This window comes from Streptomyces coacervatus (assembly GCF_029223485.1).
In the GTDB taxonomy this organism is placed as follows: domain Bacteria; phylum Actinomycetota; class Actinomycetes; order Streptomycetales; family Streptomycetaceae; genus Streptomyces; species Streptomyces coacervatus.
In genome coordinates this window covers 287,445-308,103 of record NZ_JARHTP010000003.1, presented here as the reverse complement: position 1 = coordinate 308,103, position 20,659 = coordinate 287,445, and the positions used below count along the sequence as shown (strand labels likewise).

16 protein-coding genes are annotated in these 20,659 nt (G+C 69.6%); 5 read left to right on the top strand and 11 right to left on the bottom strand.

What is annotated here, in order from left to right; genetic code table 11:
• Position 1: 1 nt before the first annotated feature.
• The 8 genes from P2Q00_RS08955 to P2Q00_RS08920 all read right to left on the bottom strand — a co-directional run bounded on the left by P2Q00_RS08955 (position 2) and on the right by P2Q00_RS08920 (position 9,506).
• Positions 2-718 (bottom strand): ABC transporter ATP-binding protein, encoded by a 717-nt coding sequence (locus P2Q00_RS08955; protein WP_275771247.1) that lies wholly within the window; start codon positions 716-718, stop codon positions 2-4.
• Positions 715-1,560, bottom strand: a complete 846-nt coding sequence (locus P2Q00_RS08950; protein WP_275771245.1) for an ABC transporter ATP-binding protein — start codon at positions 1,558-1,560, stop codon at positions 715-717. The genes P2Q00_RS08955 and P2Q00_RS08950 overlap by 4 nt, the downstream gene beginning before the upstream one ends.
• A gap of 6 nt (positions 1,561-1,566) precedes the next feature.
• Complete coding sequence (locus P2Q00_RS08945; protein WP_275771243.1) at positions 1,567-3,378, bottom strand: branched-chain amino acid ABC transporter permease; 1,812 nt, start codon at positions 3,376-3,378, stop codon at positions 1,567-1,569.
• Between the two features lie 4 nt (positions 3,379-3,382).
• On the bottom strand, positions 3,383-4,312 hold the full coding sequence (locus P2Q00_RS08940; RefSeq protein ID WP_275771240.1) for a branched-chain amino acid ABC transporter permease: 930 nt from the start codon (positions 4,310-4,312) through the stop codon (positions 3,383-3,385).
• A gap of 145 nt (positions 4,313-4,457) precedes the next feature.
• On the bottom strand, positions 4,458-5,681 hold the full coding sequence (locus P2Q00_RS08935; protein ID WP_275771865.1) for a branched-chain amino acid ABC transporter substrate-binding protein: 1,224 nt from the start codon (positions 5,679-5,681) through the stop codon (positions 4,458-4,460).
• Between the two features lie 229 nt (positions 5,682-5,910).
• Positions 5,911-6,588 carry a hypothetical protein gene (locus tag P2Q00_RS08930; protein WP_275771239.1) on the bottom strand — a complete coding sequence of 226 codons (678 nt, stop codon included), beginning with the start codon at positions 6,586-6,588 and terminating at the stop codon, positions 5,911-5,913.
• Between the two features lie 97 nt (positions 6,589-6,685).
• Positions 6,686-7,174 carry a PaaI family thioesterase gene (locus tag P2Q00_RS08925; RefSeq protein WP_275771238.1) on the bottom strand — a complete coding sequence of 163 codons (489 nt, stop codon included), beginning with the start codon at positions 7,172-7,174 and terminating at the stop codon, positions 6,686-6,688.
• A 52-nt stretch (positions 7,175-7,226) separates the two neighbouring features.
• Positions 7,227-9,506 (bottom strand): FdhF/YdeP family oxidoreductase, encoded by a 2,280-nt coding sequence (locus tag P2Q00_RS08920; RefSeq protein ID WP_275771237.1) that lies wholly within the window; start codon positions 9,504-9,506, stop codon positions 7,227-7,229.
• Positions 9,507-9,675: 169 nt separating this feature from the next.
• Between P2Q00_RS08920 and polA the strand changes: the two genes are divergently transcribed.
• A complete protein-coding gene (gene polA / locus P2Q00_RS08915) occupies positions 9,676-12,402 on the top strand; it encodes a DNA polymerase I (protein ID WP_275771236.1) in 2,727 nt (908 codons plus the stop codon).
• Between the two features lie 148 nt (positions 12,403-12,550).
• Positions 12,551-12,910: a hypothetical protein gene (locus P2Q00_RS08910; protein WP_275771234.1), complete on the top strand. Its 360-nt coding sequence runs from the start codon at positions 12,551-12,553 to the stop codon at positions 12,908-12,910.
• Here P2Q00_RS08910 and P2Q00_RS08905 read toward each other — a convergent pair.
• A complete protein-coding gene (locus tag P2Q00_RS08905) occupies positions 12,876-13,733 on the bottom strand; it encodes a DUF4184 family protein (protein WP_275771232.1) in 858 nt (285 codons plus the stop codon). The two genes, P2Q00_RS08910 and P2Q00_RS08905, sit on opposite strands and share 35 nt — an antisense overlap.
• 332 nt (positions 13,734-14,065) lie before the next feature.
• Between P2Q00_RS08905 and P2Q00_RS08900 the strand changes: the two genes are divergently transcribed.
• The 3 genes from P2Q00_RS08900 to pgfA all read left to right on the top strand — a co-directional run bounded on the left by P2Q00_RS08900 (position 14,066) and on the right by pgfA (position 17,034).
• Entirely contained in the window at positions 14,066-15,775 is a 1,710-nt protein-coding gene (locus P2Q00_RS08900; RefSeq protein ID WP_275771228.1) for a lytic transglycosylase domain-containing protein, read from the top strand.
• A gap of 110 nt (positions 15,776-15,885) precedes the next feature.
• Positions 15,886-16,020, top strand: a complete 135-nt coding sequence (locus tag P2Q00_RS08895; protein ID WP_275771226.1) for an SPW_0924 family protein — start codon at positions 15,886-15,888, stop codon at positions 16,018-16,020.
• 21 nt (positions 16,021-16,041) lie between these two features.
• Positions 16,042-17,034, top strand: coding sequence for a cell envelope lipid trafficking protein PgfA (pgfA, locus tag P2Q00_RS08890; RefSeq protein WP_275771224.1), 993 nt, complete (start codon positions 16,042-16,044; stop codon positions 17,032-17,034).
• Here pgfA and hrpB read toward each other — a convergent pair.
• Positions 17,024-19,558, bottom strand: a complete 2,535-nt coding sequence (hrpB, locus tag P2Q00_RS08885; RefSeq protein ID WP_275771222.1) for an ATP-dependent helicase HrpB — start codon at positions 19,556-19,558, stop codon at positions 17,024-17,026. The genes pgfA and hrpB overlap by 11 nt on opposite strands.
• Positions 19,559-19,562: 4 nt before the next feature.
• Positions 19,563-20,393, bottom strand: a complete 831-nt coding sequence (locus tag P2Q00_RS08880; RefSeq protein ID WP_425579537.1) for a class I SAM-dependent methyltransferase — start codon at positions 20,391-20,393, stop codon at positions 19,563-19,565.
• Positions 20,394-20,659 lie beyond the last annotated feature (266 nt).

Genomic DNA, 20,659 nt, shown 5'->3' with positions numbered 1-20,659 from the left:
CTCAGTCCTCGCCGAGGTACGCCTTGCGTACGGACTCGTCGTGCAGCAGATCCTGTCCCGTTCCGGAGAGGACGATGTTGCCGACCTCCATGACGTGGCCCTGGTCGGCGAGGGAGAGCGCCGCTTGGGCGTTCTGCTCGACGAGCAGGATGGTTGTGCCCTGGGACTTCAGCTCGACGATGGTCGACATGATCTTCTGCATCATGATCGGGGAGAGGCCCATGGAGGGCTCGTCGAGCATGAGGAGCTTCGGCTGGGACATGAGGGCGCGCCCCATGGCCAGCATCTGCTGTTCGCCGCCGGAGAGGGTGCCTGCGGCCTGCTTGCGTCGTTCGCCCAGGATGGGGAAGAGGTCGTAGGCGCGCTGGATGTCCTTTTCGATGCCTTCTTTGTCTTTCCTGAGGAAGGCGCCGAGGTGGAGGTTTTCCTCGATGGTGAGGCGGGGGAAGATGTGTCGGCCTTCGGGGGAGTGGGCGAGGCCGAGGGCGACGATCTTGTGGGCGGCGACGCCGTTGAGGGGCTGGCCGTCGAACATGATCTTGCCGGAGCTGGGCTTCAGGAGACCCGAGAGCGTGCGCAGGGTTGTCGTCTTGCCGGCGCCGTTGGTGCCGATGAGGGTGACGACCTGGCCGGCTTCGACGGTGAAGGAGATGCCTTTGACGGCTTCGATTTTGCCGTAGGCGACCCTGAGGTCTTCGACCTCTAGCAGTGCGGTCACTGGGCTTCTCCCTTGGTGTTGCTGGTGGTGCTCTCGGCGGCGGCGACTTCTGCCGCTTCCGCTTCTCCGGGGGCGCCTTCGAAGGGTTCGCCGAGGTATGCGGCGACGACGCGTTCGTCGGCCTGGACGACCTCGGAGGTTCCTTCGACGAGTTTTTCGCCTTGGACGAGGACGGCGACGCGGTCGCAGAGGTTGAAGATGAAGCGCATGTCGTGCTCGATGACGAGGACGGCGATGCCCATGTCGCGGATGGCGAAGACGAGTTCTTCGGTGGTCCGTGTTTCCTGGGGGTTCATGCCGGCTGTCGGCTCGTCGAGCAGGAGCAGGCCGGGCTCGCTTGCCAGCGCTCGTGCGATTTCGAGCTTGCGCTGTTCGCCGTACGGGAGGTTCCGTGCGAGGTGGTCGCGCTTGTGGGCGAGGCCTATGAACTCCAGGAGTTCCATGGCTCGGTCTTCGCTGGCCTTTTCCGCCTTCTTGAAGCCGGGGCCGCGGAGGAGGGCCGACCAGAGGCCTTCTTTGGTGCGTGTGTGGCGGCCGACGAGGACGTTTTCGAGGACTGTCATGTTGGCGAAGAGGCGGATGTTCTGGAACGTGCGGGCGATGCCCGCCTGGGTCACCAGGTGCGGCTTCGGGGGAAGCACTGTTCCCTTGTAGGAGACCGTGCCCTCTGTCGGGATGTAGAGGCCCGTCAGGCAGTTGAAGAAGGTGGTCTTTCCGGCGCCGTTGGGGCCGATGAGGCCGACGATCTCTCCGGAGTTCACCGTGAAGTCCACCGACCGTACGGCGGTGAGTCCGCCGAAGCGCATGGTGACGTCGCGGGCTTCGAGTACAGGTGTCGTCATGGTTCTTTACGCCCCTGCCTTGGTGACGGCCGGTTCGTCGGTGAGTGTGGTGGTTTCTGGTACGTCGAGTTGGCCGGTCTCGTGGAATTCGAGTTGGCGGCGGCGGTTGGCGATGATGCCTTCGGGGCGGAAGCGCATGAGGAGGATGAGTGCGATGCCGAAGGCGAGGAGTGATTTGTTCTGGAGGAAGTCGAGTTTCTCCGGGAGGAGGTAGAGCAGTGCGGCGCCGAGGATGGGGCCTGCGACTGTGCCCATGCCGCCGAGGACGACTGCGGCGAGCAGGAAGGCCGAGTTGGGCGGGGTGGATCCGGCGAACTGGTAGGGGTTCGGGACCACGCTGTATGTCACGTGGGCGCTGACCGTTCCGGCGAGGCCGGCGAGCGAGGCACCCAGTGCGAAGGCGATGAGTTTGACGCGGAAGCCGTTGATTCCCATGGCGGTTGCGGCAGTTTCGTCTTCGCGGATGGCGATCCAGGAGCGGCCGATACGGGAGTCTGCGGCGCGGGTGTAGACCGTGACCACGATGGCCATGATCAGGACCATCAGCAGGTAGTAGTTGGCGAAGCGGCCGAGGGTGAATCCGGCGATGTCGTGTGGTTGCCCGAGGTTGAATCCGAGGATGTTCAGGTCGGGGATGGCCGGGATGCCGTTGGGGCCGTTGGTGAGGTCGGGGCCGGAGTCGCCGTCCATGTTGTTGACGGCGATGCGGAAGATTTCTCCGAAGCCGAGGGTGACGATGGCGAGGTAGTCGCCGCGCAGTCGCAGGGTGGGTGCGCCGATGAGGACGCCGAAGATGAGTGAGGCGGCTGCGCCGGTGAGTGCGGCGGCCCAGAAGGGGAATTGGACGCCGGAGAATTTGGAGAATTCGGAGCCGGAGACGAGGGCGGCGGTGTAGGCGCCGACGCCGAGGAAGGCGACGTATCCGAGGTCGAGGAGGCCGGCGAGGCCGACGACGATGTTGAGGCCGAGGGCGACGGTTCCGAAGATGAGGATGTTGACGCCGATGTTGGCGTAGTGGTCGTCGTTCTGGGTGAAGGGGAATGCGATGGCCACGAGGAAGCCCATGGCGAGCGTGAAGCTGCGGTTGGCGGCGACCATGTGGGAGAACCGGTCGAGGAGGCCGGCGGTGTGCAGGGCCCAGACGGCGAAGACGACGACGATGAGGAAGCCGATGAAGAGTTCGCCGTATTCGGTGTCGATGCCGTAGGTGAAGACGGCGAGGCCGATGATGCTGGCGATGGTGATCACGGCCCGCTGGGCCCAGGGGGAGATGGGCTGGGGTGCGGGGATGCGGTCGGGTTTGGCGATGTAGGCCTTGAGGGTGTCCTTGGTGGTTTCGCCGGCCGTCTGGGGGAGGGCGAAGGCGCCGAGGACGGGGATGAGTGAGGCGATGACGGCGATGTAGGTGCCGGGTTCCCAGTTGGCGAGGCCGCCGAGTTTGGCGGCGATCTCGATGGCGGTGAACCAGGTGACGGCGAAGGCGCCGAGGGCGGTGAGGACGAGGGGTGCGTTGTTGCGGGCGGGTATGAGCCAGCCGAGTCCGCGGGTGCCGTAGGAGGCGAGGGCGAATATGGCGGTGAGGGCGCCTGCGATGAAGGTCAGCCATTGGAGGCCGCCGGGGTAGCCGGTGACGGTGAGGTCGCCGGGGAAGTCGCTGGTCCAGGTCCAGGCGAGGAAGGTGGAGGCGGCGGTGGCGATGCCTCCGGTGAGGAGGAGGGCGCGGGCGGCTGCGAGGGGCAGTGGGATGAGGCCGCGCGGTGTGGGTGCGGGGGTGGCGTCTGCGGGCGGGGTGGCGGGGGTTTTGGTCGTCTCGGTCATGTGATCACGCCCTGTCCGCGACGCGCTCGCCGAGCAGGCCTTGTGGCCTGAACAGGAGCACCAGGATGAGGAGTACGAAGGCCCAGACGTTGGCCCAGCTCTGGCCGCCGAGCTGTTGCATGCCGGGGATGTTGTTGATGTAGGCGGAGGCGAGGGTTTCGGCGATGCCGAGGACGAGGCCGCCGAGCATGGCGCCGTAGATGTTGCCGATGCCGCCGAGGACTGCCGCGGTGAAGGCCTTGAGGCCCATGAGGAAGCCCATGCGGTAGTCGATGTTGCCGTATTTGAGGCCGTAGGAGAGGGCGGCGACGGCGGCGAAGAAGCCGCCGATGGCGAAGGCGATGACGATGATGCGGTTGGTGTCGATGCCCATGAGCTGTGCGGTGTCGGGGTCCTGCGCGGTGGCCTGCATGGCGCGGCCGGTGCGGCTTTTGCGGACGAACCAGGCGAGGCCGGACATGCAGATGATGGCAGCGGCGATGAGGAAGATGTCGGCGTCCTTGATGGTGACGGAGCCGATGTCGTGGGTGGTGTCGAGGCCGGGGAAGGCGAGGGCCTTGTCGGCGCCGGGGTAGAAGTTGCGGACGACTTCCTGGAGTGCCAGGGAGAGACCGATGGCGGTGATGAGGGGTGCCAGGCGTGGTGCTCCGCGCAGGGGCCGGTAGGCGAACCGTTCCGCTCCGACTGCTATGAGGACGGAGACGATGGCGCCGCCGAGGAGCATGAGGGGGATGGCGGCTGCCATGGGGGTGCCGTCGGGCAGGATGTAGAGGTAGACCGTGAGGGCTCCGAACCCTCCGGTCATGAAGATCTCGCCGTGCGCGAAGTTGATGAGCTGGACGATGCCGTACACCATCGTGTAGCCGATGGCGATCAGCCCGTACATCGAGCCTAGGAGCAGCCCGTTGGCCAGCTGCTGCGGCAGAGTGTGCACCGCGTGGCCTCCATGTCGCTGGTTGTGTGCACAGAGTCTTGGGTGTGTGCACTGGTCGTGAGCAAGGTCTGGGTGTGGCAACGGGCCGCGCGGTCGGGGTCCTCCTTCCGCGCGGCCCGTGGTGCGGTTGTGCTGTGCTGAGGGGTCAGCTGGCGGTGCCGGTCTTGACGGCCTTCCACTCGCCGTTGACGACCTGGTAGACGGTGAGCTGCTTGTTGCCGGTGTCGCCGTACTGGTCGAAGGAGACCTTGCCGGTGATGCCCTGGAAGTCGGACTTGCCGACCTCGTCGACGATCTTGGAGCGGAGGTCGTTGATGTCGCTGGGGAGCTTGCCGCCGTTGGCGTCCTTGACGGCCTTCACTGCCTTGATGATGGCGGTGGTGGCGTCGTAGGCGTAGGCGCCGTAGCCGCGGTAGTCGCCCTTGTAGCCCTTGGCCTTGTACGTCGAGATGAACGTCTTGGCGGCGGGGAGGGTGTCGGCGGGGACACCGATGGCGGTGGCGAGGTCGCCTTCGGCCTGCTTGCCTGCGACGTCGGTGTAGGCGGTGGCGTACATGCCGTCGCCGCCGAACAGCGGGATCTTGACGCCGGCGTCCTTGAGCTGCTTGGTGATCAGCGCGGACTCGTCGTACTGGCCGCCGTAGTAGAGGAGGTCGGCGCCGGAGTTCTTGATCTTGGTGACGAGGGAGCCGAAGTCCTTGTCGCCGGCGTTGACGTGGTCGGTCTGGACGACCTTGCCGCCGGCGGCCGTGAACTTCTCGTTGAAGATCTTGGCGAGGCCGGCGCCGTAGGTCTGCTTGTCGTCGACGACGAAGGCCTTCTTCTTCTTGAGGCCGTTGTAGGCGTAGTCGGCGGCGAAGCTGCCCTGCAGTTCGTCGGTGGTGGCGGTACGGAAGTACGTCTTGTACGGCCGCGACTTGGCCGTCTGCCAGTTCTTGCCCTGGGTCAGCTGGGGGTTGGTGTTCGAGGGGGAGATCTCGACCATGTTGGCGGAGGCGAACACCTGCTGCATCGACTGGGCGACGCCGGAGTTCAGCGGGCCGACGGCGCCGATGGCGGTTTTGTCGCCGGTGATCGACGTGGCGTTGGACTGGCCGGTGGCGGGCTGGGCCTTGTCGTCGTAGGCCTTCAGCTTGAACTTGACGCCGGGGACCCAGTTGTTCTTGTTGGCGTCGTCGACGGCGATCTGGGAGCCGTACTGGATGCCCAGGCCCGTGTTGGAGTTCTCGCCGGACAGCGGGGCGTCGACACCGATGGTGAAGGTGCTGCTGGAGCCGCTGTCGCCGCTCTTGCCGCTGCTGTTGTCGCGGGAGCCGCAGGCGGTGAGAGTCAGAGCTCCGGTCGCAAGAACGGAGGTAAGTATCACCAAGGAACGCTGTCGCACAATCAGTCCTTTCAGCAGTCACGTCGTCCCCTGTGGGGGGCGGTGGTGCCGGGCTGGTACCGAACTCCCGATGGAGCGGTGACTGGCCGTGACTCTAAGCCCGGTGTGCTGGCAGGGGCATCGCCGTGAGCTGGCTTGTGACTTTCTTGTTATGACGTGATGGAGGACGGGCTGGTGGGGAGAGGGGTCTCGGCCGTTTTGGCGGAATTTCCGTTCAGTCCGCATTCTGAGAACGTGCACTTCCGGTTGGCCGTGGGTGCTGCGCGGGGGTTCGGGTGCGGCAGGCCCGGTGGAGCAGCTTGGAAAGGTCCCTGGAGTAGGCGCCGTCGAAGATGAAACTGTGGTGCTGTATTGCGCGCGTGTTACGCAGCGTTACGTCAAGAAAGGGTAGGTCGGCTTTCAGGGGGAGTCCTGAACAGTCGGATACGGAAATCTCGACGGTGATGCGGCGGCTGGTGCCGGCGAGGACGGTGAAGTCGGGTTCGGGTGTGGCGTGTGCGGTGAGTCCGGCGAAGGCGGCGTCGGCGACGGTGAGCGTGACGGGGGGTCCGTTGTCGACCGACACCTCGAAGTCGAAAAGGCCGCTGGTGGCATGGGAGTTGAGGGGTGCGGCGGTGCCGAGGTAGCGCCATTCGGTGACGTTGGCGGGCCAGGGCATGGGGGTGTAGGGGTCGGCGTGGTCGGGGCTGCCGGCGGTCGGGGCGAGCAGGATGGCGATGGTGCTGAGGGTGATCACGGCGGTGGCGAGGGCTGTTCGGCGGGTCCGCGCCGGCAGGGTGTGCCAGCGGGCGGTGAGCCGGTCGGCGAGGCGTGGGGCATCGGCGCCGATGATGTCGTAACTGTCGTCCGTCTCGGCCGTGTTGACGGGTTCGACGGGGCCGATGCCACTCATGACCGCAGCCTCATGAGGAAACGGTAGGTGAGGGGGGTGGGCCGGGAAAGGTGCCGGTGGTGAGTGAGTGGCTCGGCGGCTGCTTCGGGCGGGTGGGTCAGCCGGCGGCGCCGATGTGTGCTCCGTCGCCGGGCCGGACGTCGCGCAGCAGGCAGGTCAGCCGTGCGCTGCAGACGCGCCGTCCGTCCTCGTCGCTGATGACGATCTCGTACGTGGCGGTCGAGCGGCCGCGGTGCACGGGTGTGGCCACGCCGGTGACCAGGCCGGAGCGTACGCCGCGGTGGTGGGTGCAGTTCAGGTCGACGCCGACTGCGATTTTTGAGCTGCCGCCGTGCAGCATCGAGCCGACGGAGCCGAGGGTCTCGGCCAGGACGGCGGAGGCGCCGCCGTGCAGGAGTCCGTAGGGCTGGGTGTTGCCCTCGACGGGCATGGTGCCGACGACGCGGTCCGCGGAGGCTTCTAGGATCTCCACGCCCATGCGGGTGCCGAGGTGTCCGGCGGAGAACAGGGCCGGGAGGTCGACGCCGAGTGCGGCGTACTCGTCGATGACCTTCTGCGGGAACTTCACGTACTGCTGCTCACCCATGGGCCCGGCTCCGTTCGTCCTGATCACTCGTCCAGCCTGCCTGAGCAAACGCTCAGTCGGTTGCCGATTGTTCCAGACGTACGACGACGGACTTGCTGGCCGGGGTGTTGCTGGTGTCCGCGGTGGAGTCCAGGGGGACCAGGACGTTGGTCTCGGGGTAGTACGCGGCCGCGCAGCCGCGTGCCGTCGGGTAGTGCACGACGCGGAAGCCGGGCGCTCTGCGCTCCACGCCGTCCTTCCATTCGCCGACCAGGTCGACGTACGACCCGTCGGCCACTCCGAGCGCCCGTGCGTCCTCGGGGTTGACCAGGACGACCCGGCGGCCGTTCTTGATGCCGCGGTAGCGGTCGTCGAGGCCGTAGATGGTGGTGTTGTACTGGTCGTGCGAGCGCAGCGTCTGCAGGAGCAGACGGCCCTCGGGGAGCTTGGGGTACTCGACGGGCGCCGCGGTGAAGTTCGCCTTCCCCGTCGCCGTCGGGAAGCGGCGCTCGTCGCGCGGGGCGTGGGGGAGGGTGAAGCCGCCGGGGTGGGCCACGCGCGCGTTGAAGTCGTCGAAACCGGGGACCACGCGCGCGATGCGGTCGCGGATGGTGGCGTAGTCCTTCTCGAACTCCTCCCACGGCACGGTGCTGTCCTCGCCGAGCACACGGCGTGCCAGGCGGCAGACGATGGCCGGTTCGGACAGCAGATGGGTGCTCGCGGGCTCCAGGCGGCCTCGGGAGGCGTGCACCATGCCCATGGAGTCCTCGACGGTGACGAACTGCTCGCCACTGCCCTGCAGATCGCGCTCGGTGCGGCCCAGGGTGGGCAGGATGAGGGCACGCGCGCCCGTGACGGCGTGCGAGCGGTTGAGCTTCGTCGACACGTGCACGGTGAGGCGGGCGCGCCGCATGGCTGCCTCGGTGACGTCGGTGTCGGGGGAGGCGGAGACGAAGTTGCCGCCCATCGCGAAGAACACCTTCGCCTTGCCGTCGCGCAGGGCGCGGATGGCCTGGACGACGTCGTAGCCGTGCTCGCGCGGCGGGGCGAAGCCGAACTCCTTCTCCAGGGCGTCCAGGAAGGCGGGTGCGGGGCGCTCGAAGATGCCCATGGTGCGGTCGCCCTGCACGTTCGAGTGGCCGCGCACCGGGCACACGCCCGCGCCCGGGCGGCCGATGTTGCCGCGCAGGAGAAGGAAGTTGACGACCTCGCGAATGGTGGGCACGGAGTGCTTGTGCTGGGTGAGGCCCATCGCCCAGCACACGATGGTGCGCTTCGAGGCGAGGATCATCTTCAGGGCGCGGTCGATCTCCGCGCGCGTGAGACCGGTCGCGGCGAGGGTCTCGTCCCAGTCGGCGGCCTTGGCGGCTGCCGCGAACTCCTCATAGCCGTGGGTGTGTTCGCCCACGAATTCCTCGTCGACCGCGCCATCGGTCTCCAGGATGAGCTTGTTGAGGAGACGGAAGAGGGCCTGGTCGCCGCCGATGCGGATCTGCAGGAACAGGTCGTTGAGTGCCGCGCCCTTGAGCATGCCCTGCGGGGTCTGCGGGTTCTTGAACCGCTCCAGGCCGGCCTCGGGCAGCGGGTTGACGCTGATGATCTTCGCGCCGTTCGCCTTGGCCTTCTCCAGGGCGGAGAGCATGCGCGGATGGTTCGTCCCCGGGTTCTGGCCGGCGACGATGATCAGGTCGGCCTTGTAGAGGTCCTCCAACAGGACGCTGCCCTTGCCGATGCCGATCGTCTCGCTCAGTGCCGAACCGGACGACTCGTGGCACATGTTGGAGCAGTCGGGCAGGTTGTTCGTGCCGAGCTGCCGGGCGAACAGCTGGTACAGGAAGGCTGCTTCGTTGCTGGTGCGGCCCGAGGTGTAGAAGAGGGCCTCGTCGGGGGAGCCGAGGGCGGCGAGCTCCTCGGCGACGATGTCGAAGGCGCGCTCCCAGCTCACCGGCTCGTAGTGGGTGCCCCCTTCGGGGAGATGCATGGGGTGGGTGAGGCGCCCCTGCTGGCCCAGCCAGTAGCCGCTGCGGCCGGCGAGGTCGGCGACGGAGTGCGCGGCGAAGAACTCCGGGGTGACCCGGCGCAGGGTGGCCTCCTCGGCGACCGCCTTCGCGCCGTTCTCACAGAACTCCGCCTTGTGCCGGTGGTCCGGCTCCGGCCAGGCGCAGCCCGGGCAGTCGAAGCCGTCCTTCTGGTTGACGCGCAGCAGCGTCAGCGCGGTCCGCTTCACGCCCATCTGCTGCTGGGCGATGCGCAGGGTGTGCCCGATGGCCGGCAGCCCCGCCGCGGCGTGCTTGGGCTCGGCGACCTGCGGCGCGTCCTGGACCGGATCACCCTTGGGCGGCTTCGTCGCCATCGCGCACTCTCCTTCACAGACACGTGCGAGCTACCACTTCGATCCTCGCACGCGCCGGTGACAGCGAGGGTGCCAGGGCGTGCGGAGAGGGGGCGTCGGGGTGTGCGGAGCGAGGGCGTGGGGGCGTGCGGAGGTCTGAGTGTCAGTGGCTCGTGGCAGGATCGGGTTCGTGGCAGAGACAGCATCGAAGAAGACCGAGACGACCTCCGGCGGCAACCGGCCCCGCCTCATGCTCATGGACGGGCACTCCCTGGCCTACCGCGCGTTCTTCGCGCTGCCCGCGGAGAACTTCACGACCGCGACGGGCCAGCCGACGAACGCGATCTACGGCTTCGCGTCGATGCTCGCCAACACCCTGCGTGACGAGGAGCCCACCCACTTCGCGGTGGCCTTCGACGTCTCCCGGAAGACCTGGCGCTCCGAGGAGTTCACGGAGTACAAGGCGAACCGCTCGAAGACCCCGGACGAGTTCAAGGGGCAGGTCGAGCTGATCGGCGAGCTCCTCGACACGATGCACGCCGCGCGGTTCGCGGTCGACGGCTTCGAGGCGGACGACATCATCGCCACCCTCGCCACCCAGGCCGAGGCCGAGGGCTTCGAGGTGCTGATCGTCACCGGCGACCGCGACTCCTTCCAGCTGGTCAGCGAGCACACGACGGTGCTGTACCCGACGAAGGGCGTCTCCGAGCTGACCCGGTTCACTCCGGAGAAGGTCTTCGAGAAGTACGGGCTGACGCCCGCGCAGTACCCCGACTTCGCGGCCCTGCGCGGCGACCCGTCCGACAACCTGCCGGGCATCCCCGGGGTCGGCGAGAAGACCGCCGCGAAGTGGATCAACCAGTTCGGTTCGTTCGCGGAGCTGGTCGAGCGCGTCGAGGAGGTCAAGGGCAAGGCCGGGCAGAACCTGCGCGACCACCTGGAGGCCGTCAAGCTCAACCGCCGCCTGACCGAGATGGTGCGCACCGTCGAACTGCCCAAGGCGGTCGCCGACCTGGAGCGCGCTCCGTACGACCGCACGGCCCTCGCGATGGTCCTGGACACGCTGGAGATCAGGAACCCCTCGCTGCGTGAGCGGCTGCTCGCCGTGGACCCGGGCGGCGAGGAGGCCGGGGCGACGCCGGTGGCCGCCGCCGGCGTGGAGCTGGACGGGACGGTGCTGGGCACGGGCGAGCTGGCCGGCTGGCTCGCCGAGCACGGCGGCGAGACGCTCGGCGTGGCCACGGTCGACACCTGGGCGCTGGGCACCGGCTCGGTCGCCGAGGTCGCGCTCGCCACCGCCGGGGGACCGGCCGCCTGGTTCGACCCGTCCCAGCTGGACGAGGCCGACGAGACGGCGTGGGCGGCCTGGCTGGCCGCCGGGGACCGCCCCAAGGTCCTGCACAACGCCAAGCGCGCCATGCGTGTCTTCGCCGAGCACGGCTGGTCCGTCACCGGTGTCCGGATGGACACCGCGCTGGCCGCCTACCTGGTCAAGCCGGGCCGCCGCTCCTTCGACCTGGACGCGCTGTCCCTGGAGTACCTGGGCCGTGAGCTGGCCCCCGCCGCCGCGGCCGACGGCCAGCTCGCCTTCGGTGCCGACGACGGCGCGGAGGCCGAGGCCCTCATGGTGCAGGCCCGCGCCATCCTCGACCTCGGCGAGGCCTTCCGGGGCCGGCTGGAGGAGGTCGGCGCCGCGGACCTGCTGCGCGACATGGAGCTGCCCACCTCCGTCCTCCTCGCCTGCCTGGAGCGGCACGGCATCGCGGCGGACCGGGCCCACCTGGAGGCCATGGAGCAGATGTTCGCGGGCGCCGTGCAGCAGGCGGTGAAGGAGGCGCACGCGGCGGCGGGCCACGAGTTCAACCTCGGCTCGCCCAAGCAGCTCCAGGAGGTCCTCTTCGGCGAGCTGGGCCTGCCGAAGACGAAGAAGACCAAGACCGGCTACACCACGGACGCCGACGCCCTGGCCTGGCTCGCCACCCAGACGGACAACGAACTGCCGGTTGTCATGCTCCGCCACCGCGAGCAGGCGAAACTGCGGGTCACCGTCGAGGGCCTGATCAAGACGATCGCGACGGACGGCCGCATCCACACCACCTTCAACCAGACGGTCGCCGCGACGGGCCGACTGTCGTCGACGGACCCGAACCTGCAGAACATCCCGGTCCGCACGGACGAGGGTCGCGCGATCCGCCGCGGCTTCGTCGTCGGCGAGGGCTTCGAGTCCCTGATGACCGCCGACTACAGCCAGATCGAGCTGCGCGTGATGGCCCACCTCTCCGAGGACGAGGGCCTGATCGAGGCGTTCGCCTCCGGCGAGGACCTGCACAACACGGTGGCCGCGCAGGTCTTCGGGGTCGACCGGGAGCACGTCGACGCGGAGATGCGCCGCAAGATCAAGGCCATGTCGTACGGCCTGGCGTACGGCCTTTCCGCCTTCGGTCTGTCGGGGCAGCTGAACATCGATCCGGCCGAGGCCCGCGTCCTGATGGACACCTACTTCGAGCGCTTCGGCGGTGTGCAGGACTATCTGCGCCGGGTCGTCGACGAGGCGCGGGCCACGGGCTACACGGCCACGCTCTTCGGCCGCCGCCGCTACCTCCCCGACCTCAACAGCGACAACCGTCAGCGCCGCGAGGCGGCCGAGCGCATGGCTCTGAACGCGCCCATCCAGGGCACCGCGGCGGACATCGTCAAGATCGCCATGCTCAAGGTGGACGACGCGCTGCGGGGGGCGGGCCTCACGTCCCGCATGCTTCTTCAGGTCCACGATGAAATCGTCCTGGAAGTCGCTCCGGGGGAGCGCGCCGCGGTGGAGGAGATCGTCCGCCGGGAGATGGCCGACGCTGTGCATCTGAGCGTCCCGCTCGGCGTCTCGGTGGGTGTGGGCACGGACTGGGAGTCGGCGGCGCATTAGCCTCCGGTGGTGGGGCGGCTTTCGTCTGCGGCCATCTTTGTGGCTGGTCGCGCAGTTCCCCGCGCCCCTTTGGGGCGCTGGGGGGGGCGTCACTCAGGTGGCCCCCGCGGAAAGGCCCCCACCGCCTTTGTCCCGTAAGGATGCGGGCATGGGTATACGCATGCTCAACCGCCGGCCGGCGAGAGCGCAGGCGGGTGCCGAGACGGCGTCCGCTGTGCCCGCCCTGCTGGTGCCGGCCTTCGCCGCCCGCGCAAGCACCGCCCGCATCCCCACCGACCTCGCCGTCGTCCTGCGCCGTACGGCGGCGGACCTCCGGCGCCGACTGCACCGGCCCCGGACGGGCCCCACGGAGCCGCCCACCTGGCGGCTGTGGGCCGGCCTGGGCCGCAGCTATCTGGCCGGACTCGTCGTCCGCGTCCGCCGCTCCCGCTCCGCCCGCACCTTCACCGTGTTCATCGTGACCGCAGGCACCCTCACCGACCGGCCGGACGGCCCTGCTCCACGCTGACCCGCTCCGGTTCCCCGGCGGCCGGCACCGGGCGCCACACCCGCACCCCGGCCACGTACAGCAGCAGCCCAAGCACCAGCCCCGCGCCCGCCCCGAAGCACACCGCAGGAATCAGCTCCCAGGGCTTGGCCGTCGCGCCCCAATACGCCCACCACCGCGCCGCCCGCTCCACGGCCACGGCCCCTGCACACCCGCAGATGACCACACAGGCCCACCACCGGTCCCGTACCGACAACACTGGGACCGCACGCGAAACCGGGTCCGCCGGCACCCGCCGCAGCGCCCGCGTCACCCACACCGCGATCACCACCGCGCCCACCACCGAACTCACGTACTGCAGGTACGAGTACAGGGGAGACCCTCGCAGCTCCCGTCCCAGCACGGGAAACAGCCTTGTGCCCCACCCGTGGTGATGCGTGAACGCGTCCCACACGACGTGTGTCAGTGCGCCGAGTGCCGCGGACACGTACCACCACGCGACCAGGGACGGCCGTACACGCGCGTGTGGTGCCTCGCAGTGCAGCAGGGCCGCCGGGCGCGGCTGCCAGGTCCGCGGCAGCAGTGCCACCAGCGGCTCGCGCACCAGCAGCCACAGCCCGACCAGCGCCCAGGTCGCCAGCACGTCGACAGTGAAGACGCCCGGGAAGGAGTGCGTGACGTCCCCGAACTCCATCGCCCCGGGCACCGCACTCGCCGCGTAGTAGGTCATGTCGGGCGCGAACGAACCGGCCACGAGCAGGGCCGGAATCAGCCGACCTCGGCCGGTTCCGTCGAAGCGCACGGCGGGCAGTACGGCGGCCGCATGGCTCAGGGTGAACGGCAACTGGGCTCCTCACACGGGACGTTGCCCGGGCGGGCAGTCCAGGCGATCACTTCGGTCCAGTATGCGTACCGCAACTCTGCCCGAATCGAACGCGGCCAACTGGTGAATATCGGGCGCGAACGGGTCCCCGTGGAAAGCAAGTTGTCGTAGGGTCGCCTGGGTCACCGCGCCGGGCAGCTCGGTCGAACAGATGAACAGAGCGACCCGACAGGGACAAGAGAGCGATACGAGGGCAACCCGAACGCCGGGTCGATCGTCACAACAGGGCGGGCGCAGCACGCGCCCGGGAGACGAAGACGGACGTAGGTGCGTCCACGGGAGGGGTTCACTCTATGGCGGCGCAATTCGGCAGAAGGCTGGCCAAAGGAGCGGCAACCACAGCCGTGGCAGCGGCCGCGGTCGCTGCCCTGTCCGCGTCCCAGGCTCCGGGTGTCACGGCCGACGACCACGGCAGACAGACCGCCTCGGAAGCGCAGCCCTCACCCGATGCGACCGCCGACGACGGCGCCGCGACCGGCAACTCGCCGTACTACACCGATCTTCCGCCGCTCAACAGTCCGAGCCCCTCGCCGACCACAGGCGCCACAGGCACCCCCGTGGCGCAGGGCGCGGCCGAGGCGGGTATACCGGCCACCGTCCTCGACGCCTACAAGAAGGCCGAGACCGAGCTGCGCTCCTCCAAGCCCGGCTGCAACCTGCCCTGGCAACTGCTCGCCGCGATCGGCAAGGTGGAGTCGGGCCAGGCCCGCGGCGGCCGCGTCAGCGCGGACGGCACCACGCTCTCCCCGATCCTCGGCCCGCAGCTCGACGGCAACGGCTTCGCGCTGATCAAGGACACCGACGGCGGCAAGTACGACGGCAACAGCTCCTACGACCAGGCCGTCGGCCCCATGCAGTTCATCCCGTCCACCTGGGCATGGGCGGGCCGCGACGGCAACGGCGACGGGGTCAAGGACCCCAACAACGTCTACGACGCCGCCCTCGCCGCCGGCCACTACCTGTGCCGAAACAACCTGGACCTGTCCGTCCCGGCCGACCTCAACCGCGCGATCCTCAGCTACAACAACTCGCAGGACTATCTGAACCTCGTCCTGTCGTGGCTGGAGTACTACCGCAAGGGCACCCACGAGATCCCGGACGGCACCGGCAAGGTCCCCTCGGGCCGTAGCGACGACCATCAGAAGGCCAATCCCAAGCCGTCGCCCACGCCGCCCTCGAAGACGCCGACGACTCCCGGCTCCCCGAGCCCCAGTACACCGCCGTCGAGCACGCCCGGCACCCCGTCGACGCCGAGCAGCCCGTCGCCCACGCCCACCGACACGGTGGACCACCTGGCGGACGCGGGCACCGCGAAGCTCACCGCGATGGCCGGCGACGCGTTCACCAAGAAGATCAGCACCAAGGCCGTGACCAAGGCCGGCAAGGCCGTCGGCAAGGTCAGGGTCCGCTTCACCGTCGTCGGCGACACCGACACCACCTTCACCGGCGGCGAGAGCGTCGCCACGGTCGTCACCAACAGCTCCGGCGTGGCCGTCGCCCCCACCCTGCAGGCGGGGGAGACGACCGGCGACTTCACCGTCCGCGCCACCGTCGTGGGGCGTGCGGTCACCGGCCTCGACTACCCGGCCACCGTCACCGAGCGCGTCGCCGACAGCCTCGTCCGCACCAGCGACACCGCGCTGACCTGCACCCCGGGCGGCGAGTTCGCCGACCAGGCCGAGGTGAAGGCCAGCTACAAGGGCGCCGTCGCCGACAAGGTCGCGGTCACCGCCACCCTGATCAAGTCGGTGCTCGACCCGACCGAGAACGACAAGGGCCCCTACTTCAAGGACGCCGACGGCAAGACCGTCCGCACCCTGACCGGCCTGAAGACGGACGCCAAGGGCCTGCTGACGCTGCCGAAGCTGTACGCCGACGACAACACCGGCACCTTCCTGCTCCGCATCACCACCGCGGGCGGCGCCACCCTCGACGTCCAGCTGACCGTGGCCGCGGCCGACTCCTCGGCGAGCCCCAGCCCGTCGCCCAGTCCCTCCGCGTAATTCGCCGTCGTTGTGTGCAACGTGTTCTCATCTCGCCCACCCGTTGCTACGGTGCCGGACCTGACGATGTATCAGTTCCAGTCCGTGTTCCAGTCCGTCGGGAGGCAGGCATGCGCGCCCTGATCGCCGCCGCGACCGGTCTCGCCGTCGCGTTCGCGCTGATCCTCACGATCACCGCGATGGGGACACCGACGGGCAGCACATCCCCGAAGCCGCTGCTGACGACGGTGCCCGCACACCCGTAACCGCCCGTGAGGGAGGCCGAGATGCGCCGCAAGGCCAGTCTGGTCCTGCTCGCCTTCGCCGTGTTCTTCGCGGCACTGTCCCCGCTGCTGCGCTGGTACGCCTTCCCGCGCCTGGCCAAGATCCCGGCCAACCAGTACCAGGACATGGTCCTGGAGGCGAAGAACGCGACCCTCCTCGACTACGGCACGATGAAGGCCCGCACGGTCCCCAAGGTCACCATCGTGCAGACCCTCAAGGGCAACGTGGAGGCCGCCAAGCAGATCGAGAAGACGGCAGGCCGGGACGTCGTCGTCTGGGACGGCCTCTCCTACGTCCAGGGCCCCGACGGCAAGATGGTCTCCAAGATCCCCGAGCGCTACATCTTCGACGCCCACAGCCAGGCCCCGGTCCACGCCACCGGCGAGATGGTCGACGGCGACCCCGTCAGGCGTGACGGCATCGAGTTCAAGTGGCCCTTCCTGACCCAGAAACGGGACTACGAGTACTTCGACGCCCAGACCCGCACCACCCATCCCATCCACTACAAGGGCACCCGGAACTTCCGCGGCCTGACGGTCTACTACTTCGAGCAGACCATCCCCTGGACCAAGGTCCACTTCCCCAAGGCCATGCCCGTCAAGGGCATCACCCAGGCATCGCTGGCCAAGACCGGAACGGCCATCTGGTACACCACCGTGCGCAGGTTCTGGGTCGAGCCCGTCACCGGCGCACCCGTCTACGGCGAAGAGCTCCACAAGGAGGAGCTCCGCGGCGGCACCCTGCTCGGCGACCGCGACAAGGTGACCGCGTTCGCCGGCGACGTGAAGATGCGCGAGGACTACATCAAGCACACGGTCGCCCTGGTCAAGTCCAACCGCACCCTGGTCCTGCTGATGACGTCCTACCTGCCCTGGGGCTTCCTGATCCTCGGCGTCCTGCTGCTCGCCCTGTCGCTGTGGCTGGAGGCCCGCAGCCGCCGCCCGGCCGACCCGGAACCGGCCGAGTCCTCGGCTCCGGAACCGGTCACCGCCTGAGCCGCGCGTTGGTGTGCCGCGTCGGCTCGGCGCTCGCGGGATCCTCGGGCCACGGATGCTTCGGATACCGTCCGCGCAGCTCCGCCCGTACGCCCTTGTAGCCGTCCTTCCAGAAGGAGGCGAGGTCGGCCGTGACGGCGGCGGGCCGACCGGCGGGGGAGAGCAGATGCACGAGCAACGGCACCCCCGCGACGGCGGGCGACTCGTGCAGCCCGAACATCTCCTGCAACTTCACGGCGAGCACGGGCTGTTCGGGGTTGCCGTAGTCGATCCGGATCCTGGACCCACTGGGTACGGCGATCCGCTCCGGGGCCAGCCCGTCGAGCCGCCCGGCCTCCCCGGACGCCCAAGGCAACAGGCGGTTGAGTGCCTGGCCCGCGTCGATCCGCGCGAGGTCGGCCCGCCGCCGGGCCCGGCTCAGCTCGGGCTCCAGCCATTCGTCCACGCGCGCGTGCAGCGCATCACCGGACACGTCGGGCCACGGCTCCCCCAGATGCAGACGCAGGAACGCCAGCCGCTGCCGCAGCACCAGCGCATCCGGTGACCACCGCAGCAGCCCGAACCCCTCCTGCCGCAGCCCTTCGAGGAGCGCAGTGCGTACGAGTACGGGGTCGGCGTCCGCCAGGGGCCGCACCGCGAGCTCGATCGCCCCCAGCCGCTCGACGCGTCGCGCGACGACATCCCCGTCGGCCCAGTGCACCTCGTCCACCTGCTCCAGCAGAGCACCCGCCGCGAGCCGGGCGACCTCCTCGTCGATGACCGCCCCGAGCTGCACACGCGCGTGCCCGCGCCCGACGGGCCGATCGGCGACGGCGACGGCGATCCAGGGCGCGCCACGGAGCGCGGTGCCCTCGGCGACCTCGGCGCGGGTGCCCGAGACCATGAGGTGGGAACCGCCGTCGGCTCTGGCGACACGCTCGGGGAAAGCGAGGGCGGCGACGAGGCCGACGAGGCCTTCATCGCCCAGGGCACTCCGCGAAGCCGCGACGGTCACGACTTCCGCAGGGCGGTGCCGGGTGGGCGGGTGGGCAGACTCCCCCGAGACGGCCCGCAGCCGCCGAACCTCGGCCCGCCACCGTCCTGCATAGGCGTCACCCCCGCGCCGAGCAGCCCTCAACGCACCGGCGAGATCATCCCCGTACCCCCGCGGTGCCTCTTCGCTGAGCAGAGCGACAACCTCCGCAGCCCGATCGGGACCGGCATCCAGCAACGCCCGCCCCAGCCGGGGGTGCAGTCCCATCCGGGCCAGCTGCAACCCCCTCTCGGTGGCCCGACCGACGGAGTCCACCGCCCCGATGGCCATCAGTACGGCCCGTGCCGCCGCCATCGCCCCGCCCGGCGGTGGATCCAGCAGCGCCAGCCCCGACGCGTCCGGATCGCCCCAGCACGCCGCCTGCAGGGCGAACGTCGTCAGGTCGGCCAGCTTGATCTCCGGCGACGGGAAACGCGGCAGACGGGCGTCCTCGGCCTCCGTCCAGCACCGGTACACCGCCCCCGGCGCCTCCCGCCCGGCCCGCCCCGCCCGCTGCCGCCCGGCCGCCTGCGAGGCCCGTACCGTCGTCAGCGCACTCAGCCCACGCGCGTGATCGACCCGCGGCTCCCGCGCCAGCCCGGAGTCGACGACCACCCGCACCCCCGGAACCGTCAGCGAAGACTCGGCCACCGAGGTCGTCAGCACCACCCGGCGCCGGGCGCCGGGGGACAACACCGCGTCCTGTACGGCGGCCGGTGCGCGCCCATGCACCTGGAGCACCTCGACATCACCCAGGTCCCCCAACTGCCCCGCCACGCGCGCGATCTCGCCCACACCCGGCAGAAAACACAGCACGTCCCCGTCCCGTTCGGCCAGCGCCCGCCGCACCACCGACGCCACATGCGTCAGCAGCGCCGGATCGACCCGCATGCCGTGCGGCGGCCGCACGGGCCGCACCGGAGGCGCCCACACCACCTCCACCGGATACGAGACACCGTCCGCCTCGACCACCGGCGCCCCGCCCAGCAGCCGCGCCCACCCCTGCGCGTCCGTGGTCGCCGACGCGGCCACCAGCCGCAGCTCCGGCCGCAGCGTCTCCCGCACGTCCCACAGGAAGGCCGCCGCGGTGTCCGCATCCAGATGCCGCTCATGGCACTCGTCGAGCACCACCACGTCCACGCCCGCCAGCTCCTGATCGCGCTGCAGCCGCTGCAGCAGCACACCGGTCGTCATGACCTCCACGCGCGCGCGTGGCCCGACGACCCGCTCGCCGCGCACGGTGTACCCGACGCTCTCGCCGGCCTTCTCGCCCAGCAGCCACGCCATCCGCCGCGCCGCCGCCCGCGCCGCGATCCGCCGCGGCTCGGCCACCACCACCCGCCGCGCCGGCCCGCCGTCCAGCAGCCCCGCCAGCGCCAACGGCACCAGCGTCGTCTTGCCGGTGCCGGGCGGCGCCACCAGAACGGCGGTCCCGTGCCCCTCCAACGCGTCATTCAGGGCGGGCAGCGCACCGCGCACCGGCAGCGCGTCCAGGGCGTCGTAACGGATCACGCACTCAGTCTCGTACGCACACGAAGACGGCGGTCCCCGGGATCAGACTCCCGCGGAGCGGCGACCAGCCGCCCCACTCGGACGTGTTCCAGGCCGGCCACTCCGGCTCGACCAGGTCCACCAGCCGGAAACCCGACGCGACGATGTCCCGGACCCGGTCGCCGAGCGTCCTGTGGTGCTCGACGTAGACCGCACGGCCGACTCCGTTCTCGATGTACTGCTCGACGTAAGGCGTGCGGTCGAAGTAGGAGGCGGAGACGGACAGCCCCTCGGGGCCCGGCTCGTCGGGGAACGCCCAGCGGATGGGGTGCGTGACCGAGAAGACGAAACGCCCGCCCGGGCGCAGCACCCGCCGCACCTCCGTGAGGACCCGTACCGGGTCGGCGACGAACGGCAGCGCCCCGTACGCCGAGCACGCCAGGTCGAAGGAACCGTCCGCGAAGGGCAGCGCACCCGCGTCGGCGCACACCAGAGGGAACGTTCCGCCGATGCGCAGCGCGTGCTGCAGCTGGCGGTGGGAGATGTCCAGGGCGACCGGGCGGGCACCCTGGGCGGCCAGCCAGCGCGCGCACTGGGCCGCACCGGCGCCGATCTCCAGGACGTCCCTGCCCTTCAGCTCCTCCGGCGGGCCGAGCAGCTCCGCCTCCACCTCGTCGAGGCCCTCGGGACCCCACACGAAACGGTCGTCGCCGAGGAACGTGCCGTGCTCGACTTGGTACTCGTCCGCGTTCCGGTCCCACCAGCCCCGGTTGGCGCGGGCGCTCTCCGTGACGTCGGACGCGCGCCGGGCGGCTTCCGGCTCGAACGCGGAATCGGAAGAAGTGGGCTCTTGGATGATCGGCTCCCTCGTCGTACTCTTCCGTCACCCTTATGACGCAGTCGGCCTTTCGACGGTGTCACGGAAGAGGTCTCTCAGGCCTGCGTGGCCTCCGGAGACAGTTCTTGTGCCGGGTATGCGGCGATCCGCCCCGGGTGTGCGCGTTCGCGCATTGACCCTGTCCGGCTGCCCCCGTATGCTACAAGTTGCGCTGCGAGCCTGCGCACCTCAGACGTAGCAGGCTGCGCTCGCATCTGTTGTATGTCCCCTCGGTTGTCGAGGCG

What these genes read in the sequence shown, in the direction of transcription:
- P2Q00_RS08900 (WP_275771228.1), top strand. Translation starts at nt 14,066, where the DNA reads ATGGCGGCGCAATTCGGCAGAAGGCTGGCCAAAGGAGCGGCAACCACA.
- P2Q00_RS08920 (WP_275771237.1), bottom strand. Translation starts at nt 9,506, where the DNA reads ATGGCGACGAAGCCGCCCAAGGGTGATCCGGTCCAGGACGCGCCGCAG.
- P2Q00_RS08895 (WP_275771226.1), top strand. Translation starts at nt 15,886, where the DNA reads ATGCGCGCCCTGATCGCCGCCGCGACCGGTCTCGCCGTCGCGTTCGCG.
- P2Q00_RS08950 (WP_275771245.1), bottom strand. Translation starts at nt 1,560, where the DNA reads ATGACGACACCTGTACTCGAAGCCCGCGACGTCACCATGCGCTTCGGC.
- P2Q00_RS08930 (WP_275771239.1), bottom strand. Translation starts at nt 6,588, where the DNA reads ATGAGTGGCATCGGCCCCGTCGAACCCGTCAACACGGCCGAGACGGAC.
- pgfA (WP_275771224.1), top strand. Translation starts at nt 16,042, where the DNA reads ATGCGCCGCAAGGCCAGTCTGGTCCTGCTCGCCTTCGCCGTGTTCTTC.
- P2Q00_RS08925 (WP_275771238.1), bottom strand. Translation starts at nt 7,174, where the DNA reads ATGGGTGAGCAGCAGTACGTGAAGTTCCCGCAGAAGGTCATCGACGAG.
- P2Q00_RS08910 (WP_275771234.1), top strand. Translation starts at nt 12,551, where the DNA reads ATGGGTATACGCATGCTCAACCGCCGGCCGGCGAGAGCGCAGGCGGGT.
- P2Q00_RS08945 (WP_275771243.1), bottom strand. Translation starts at nt 3,378, where the DNA reads ATGACCGAGACGACCAAAACCCCCGCCACCCCGCCCGCAGACGCCACC.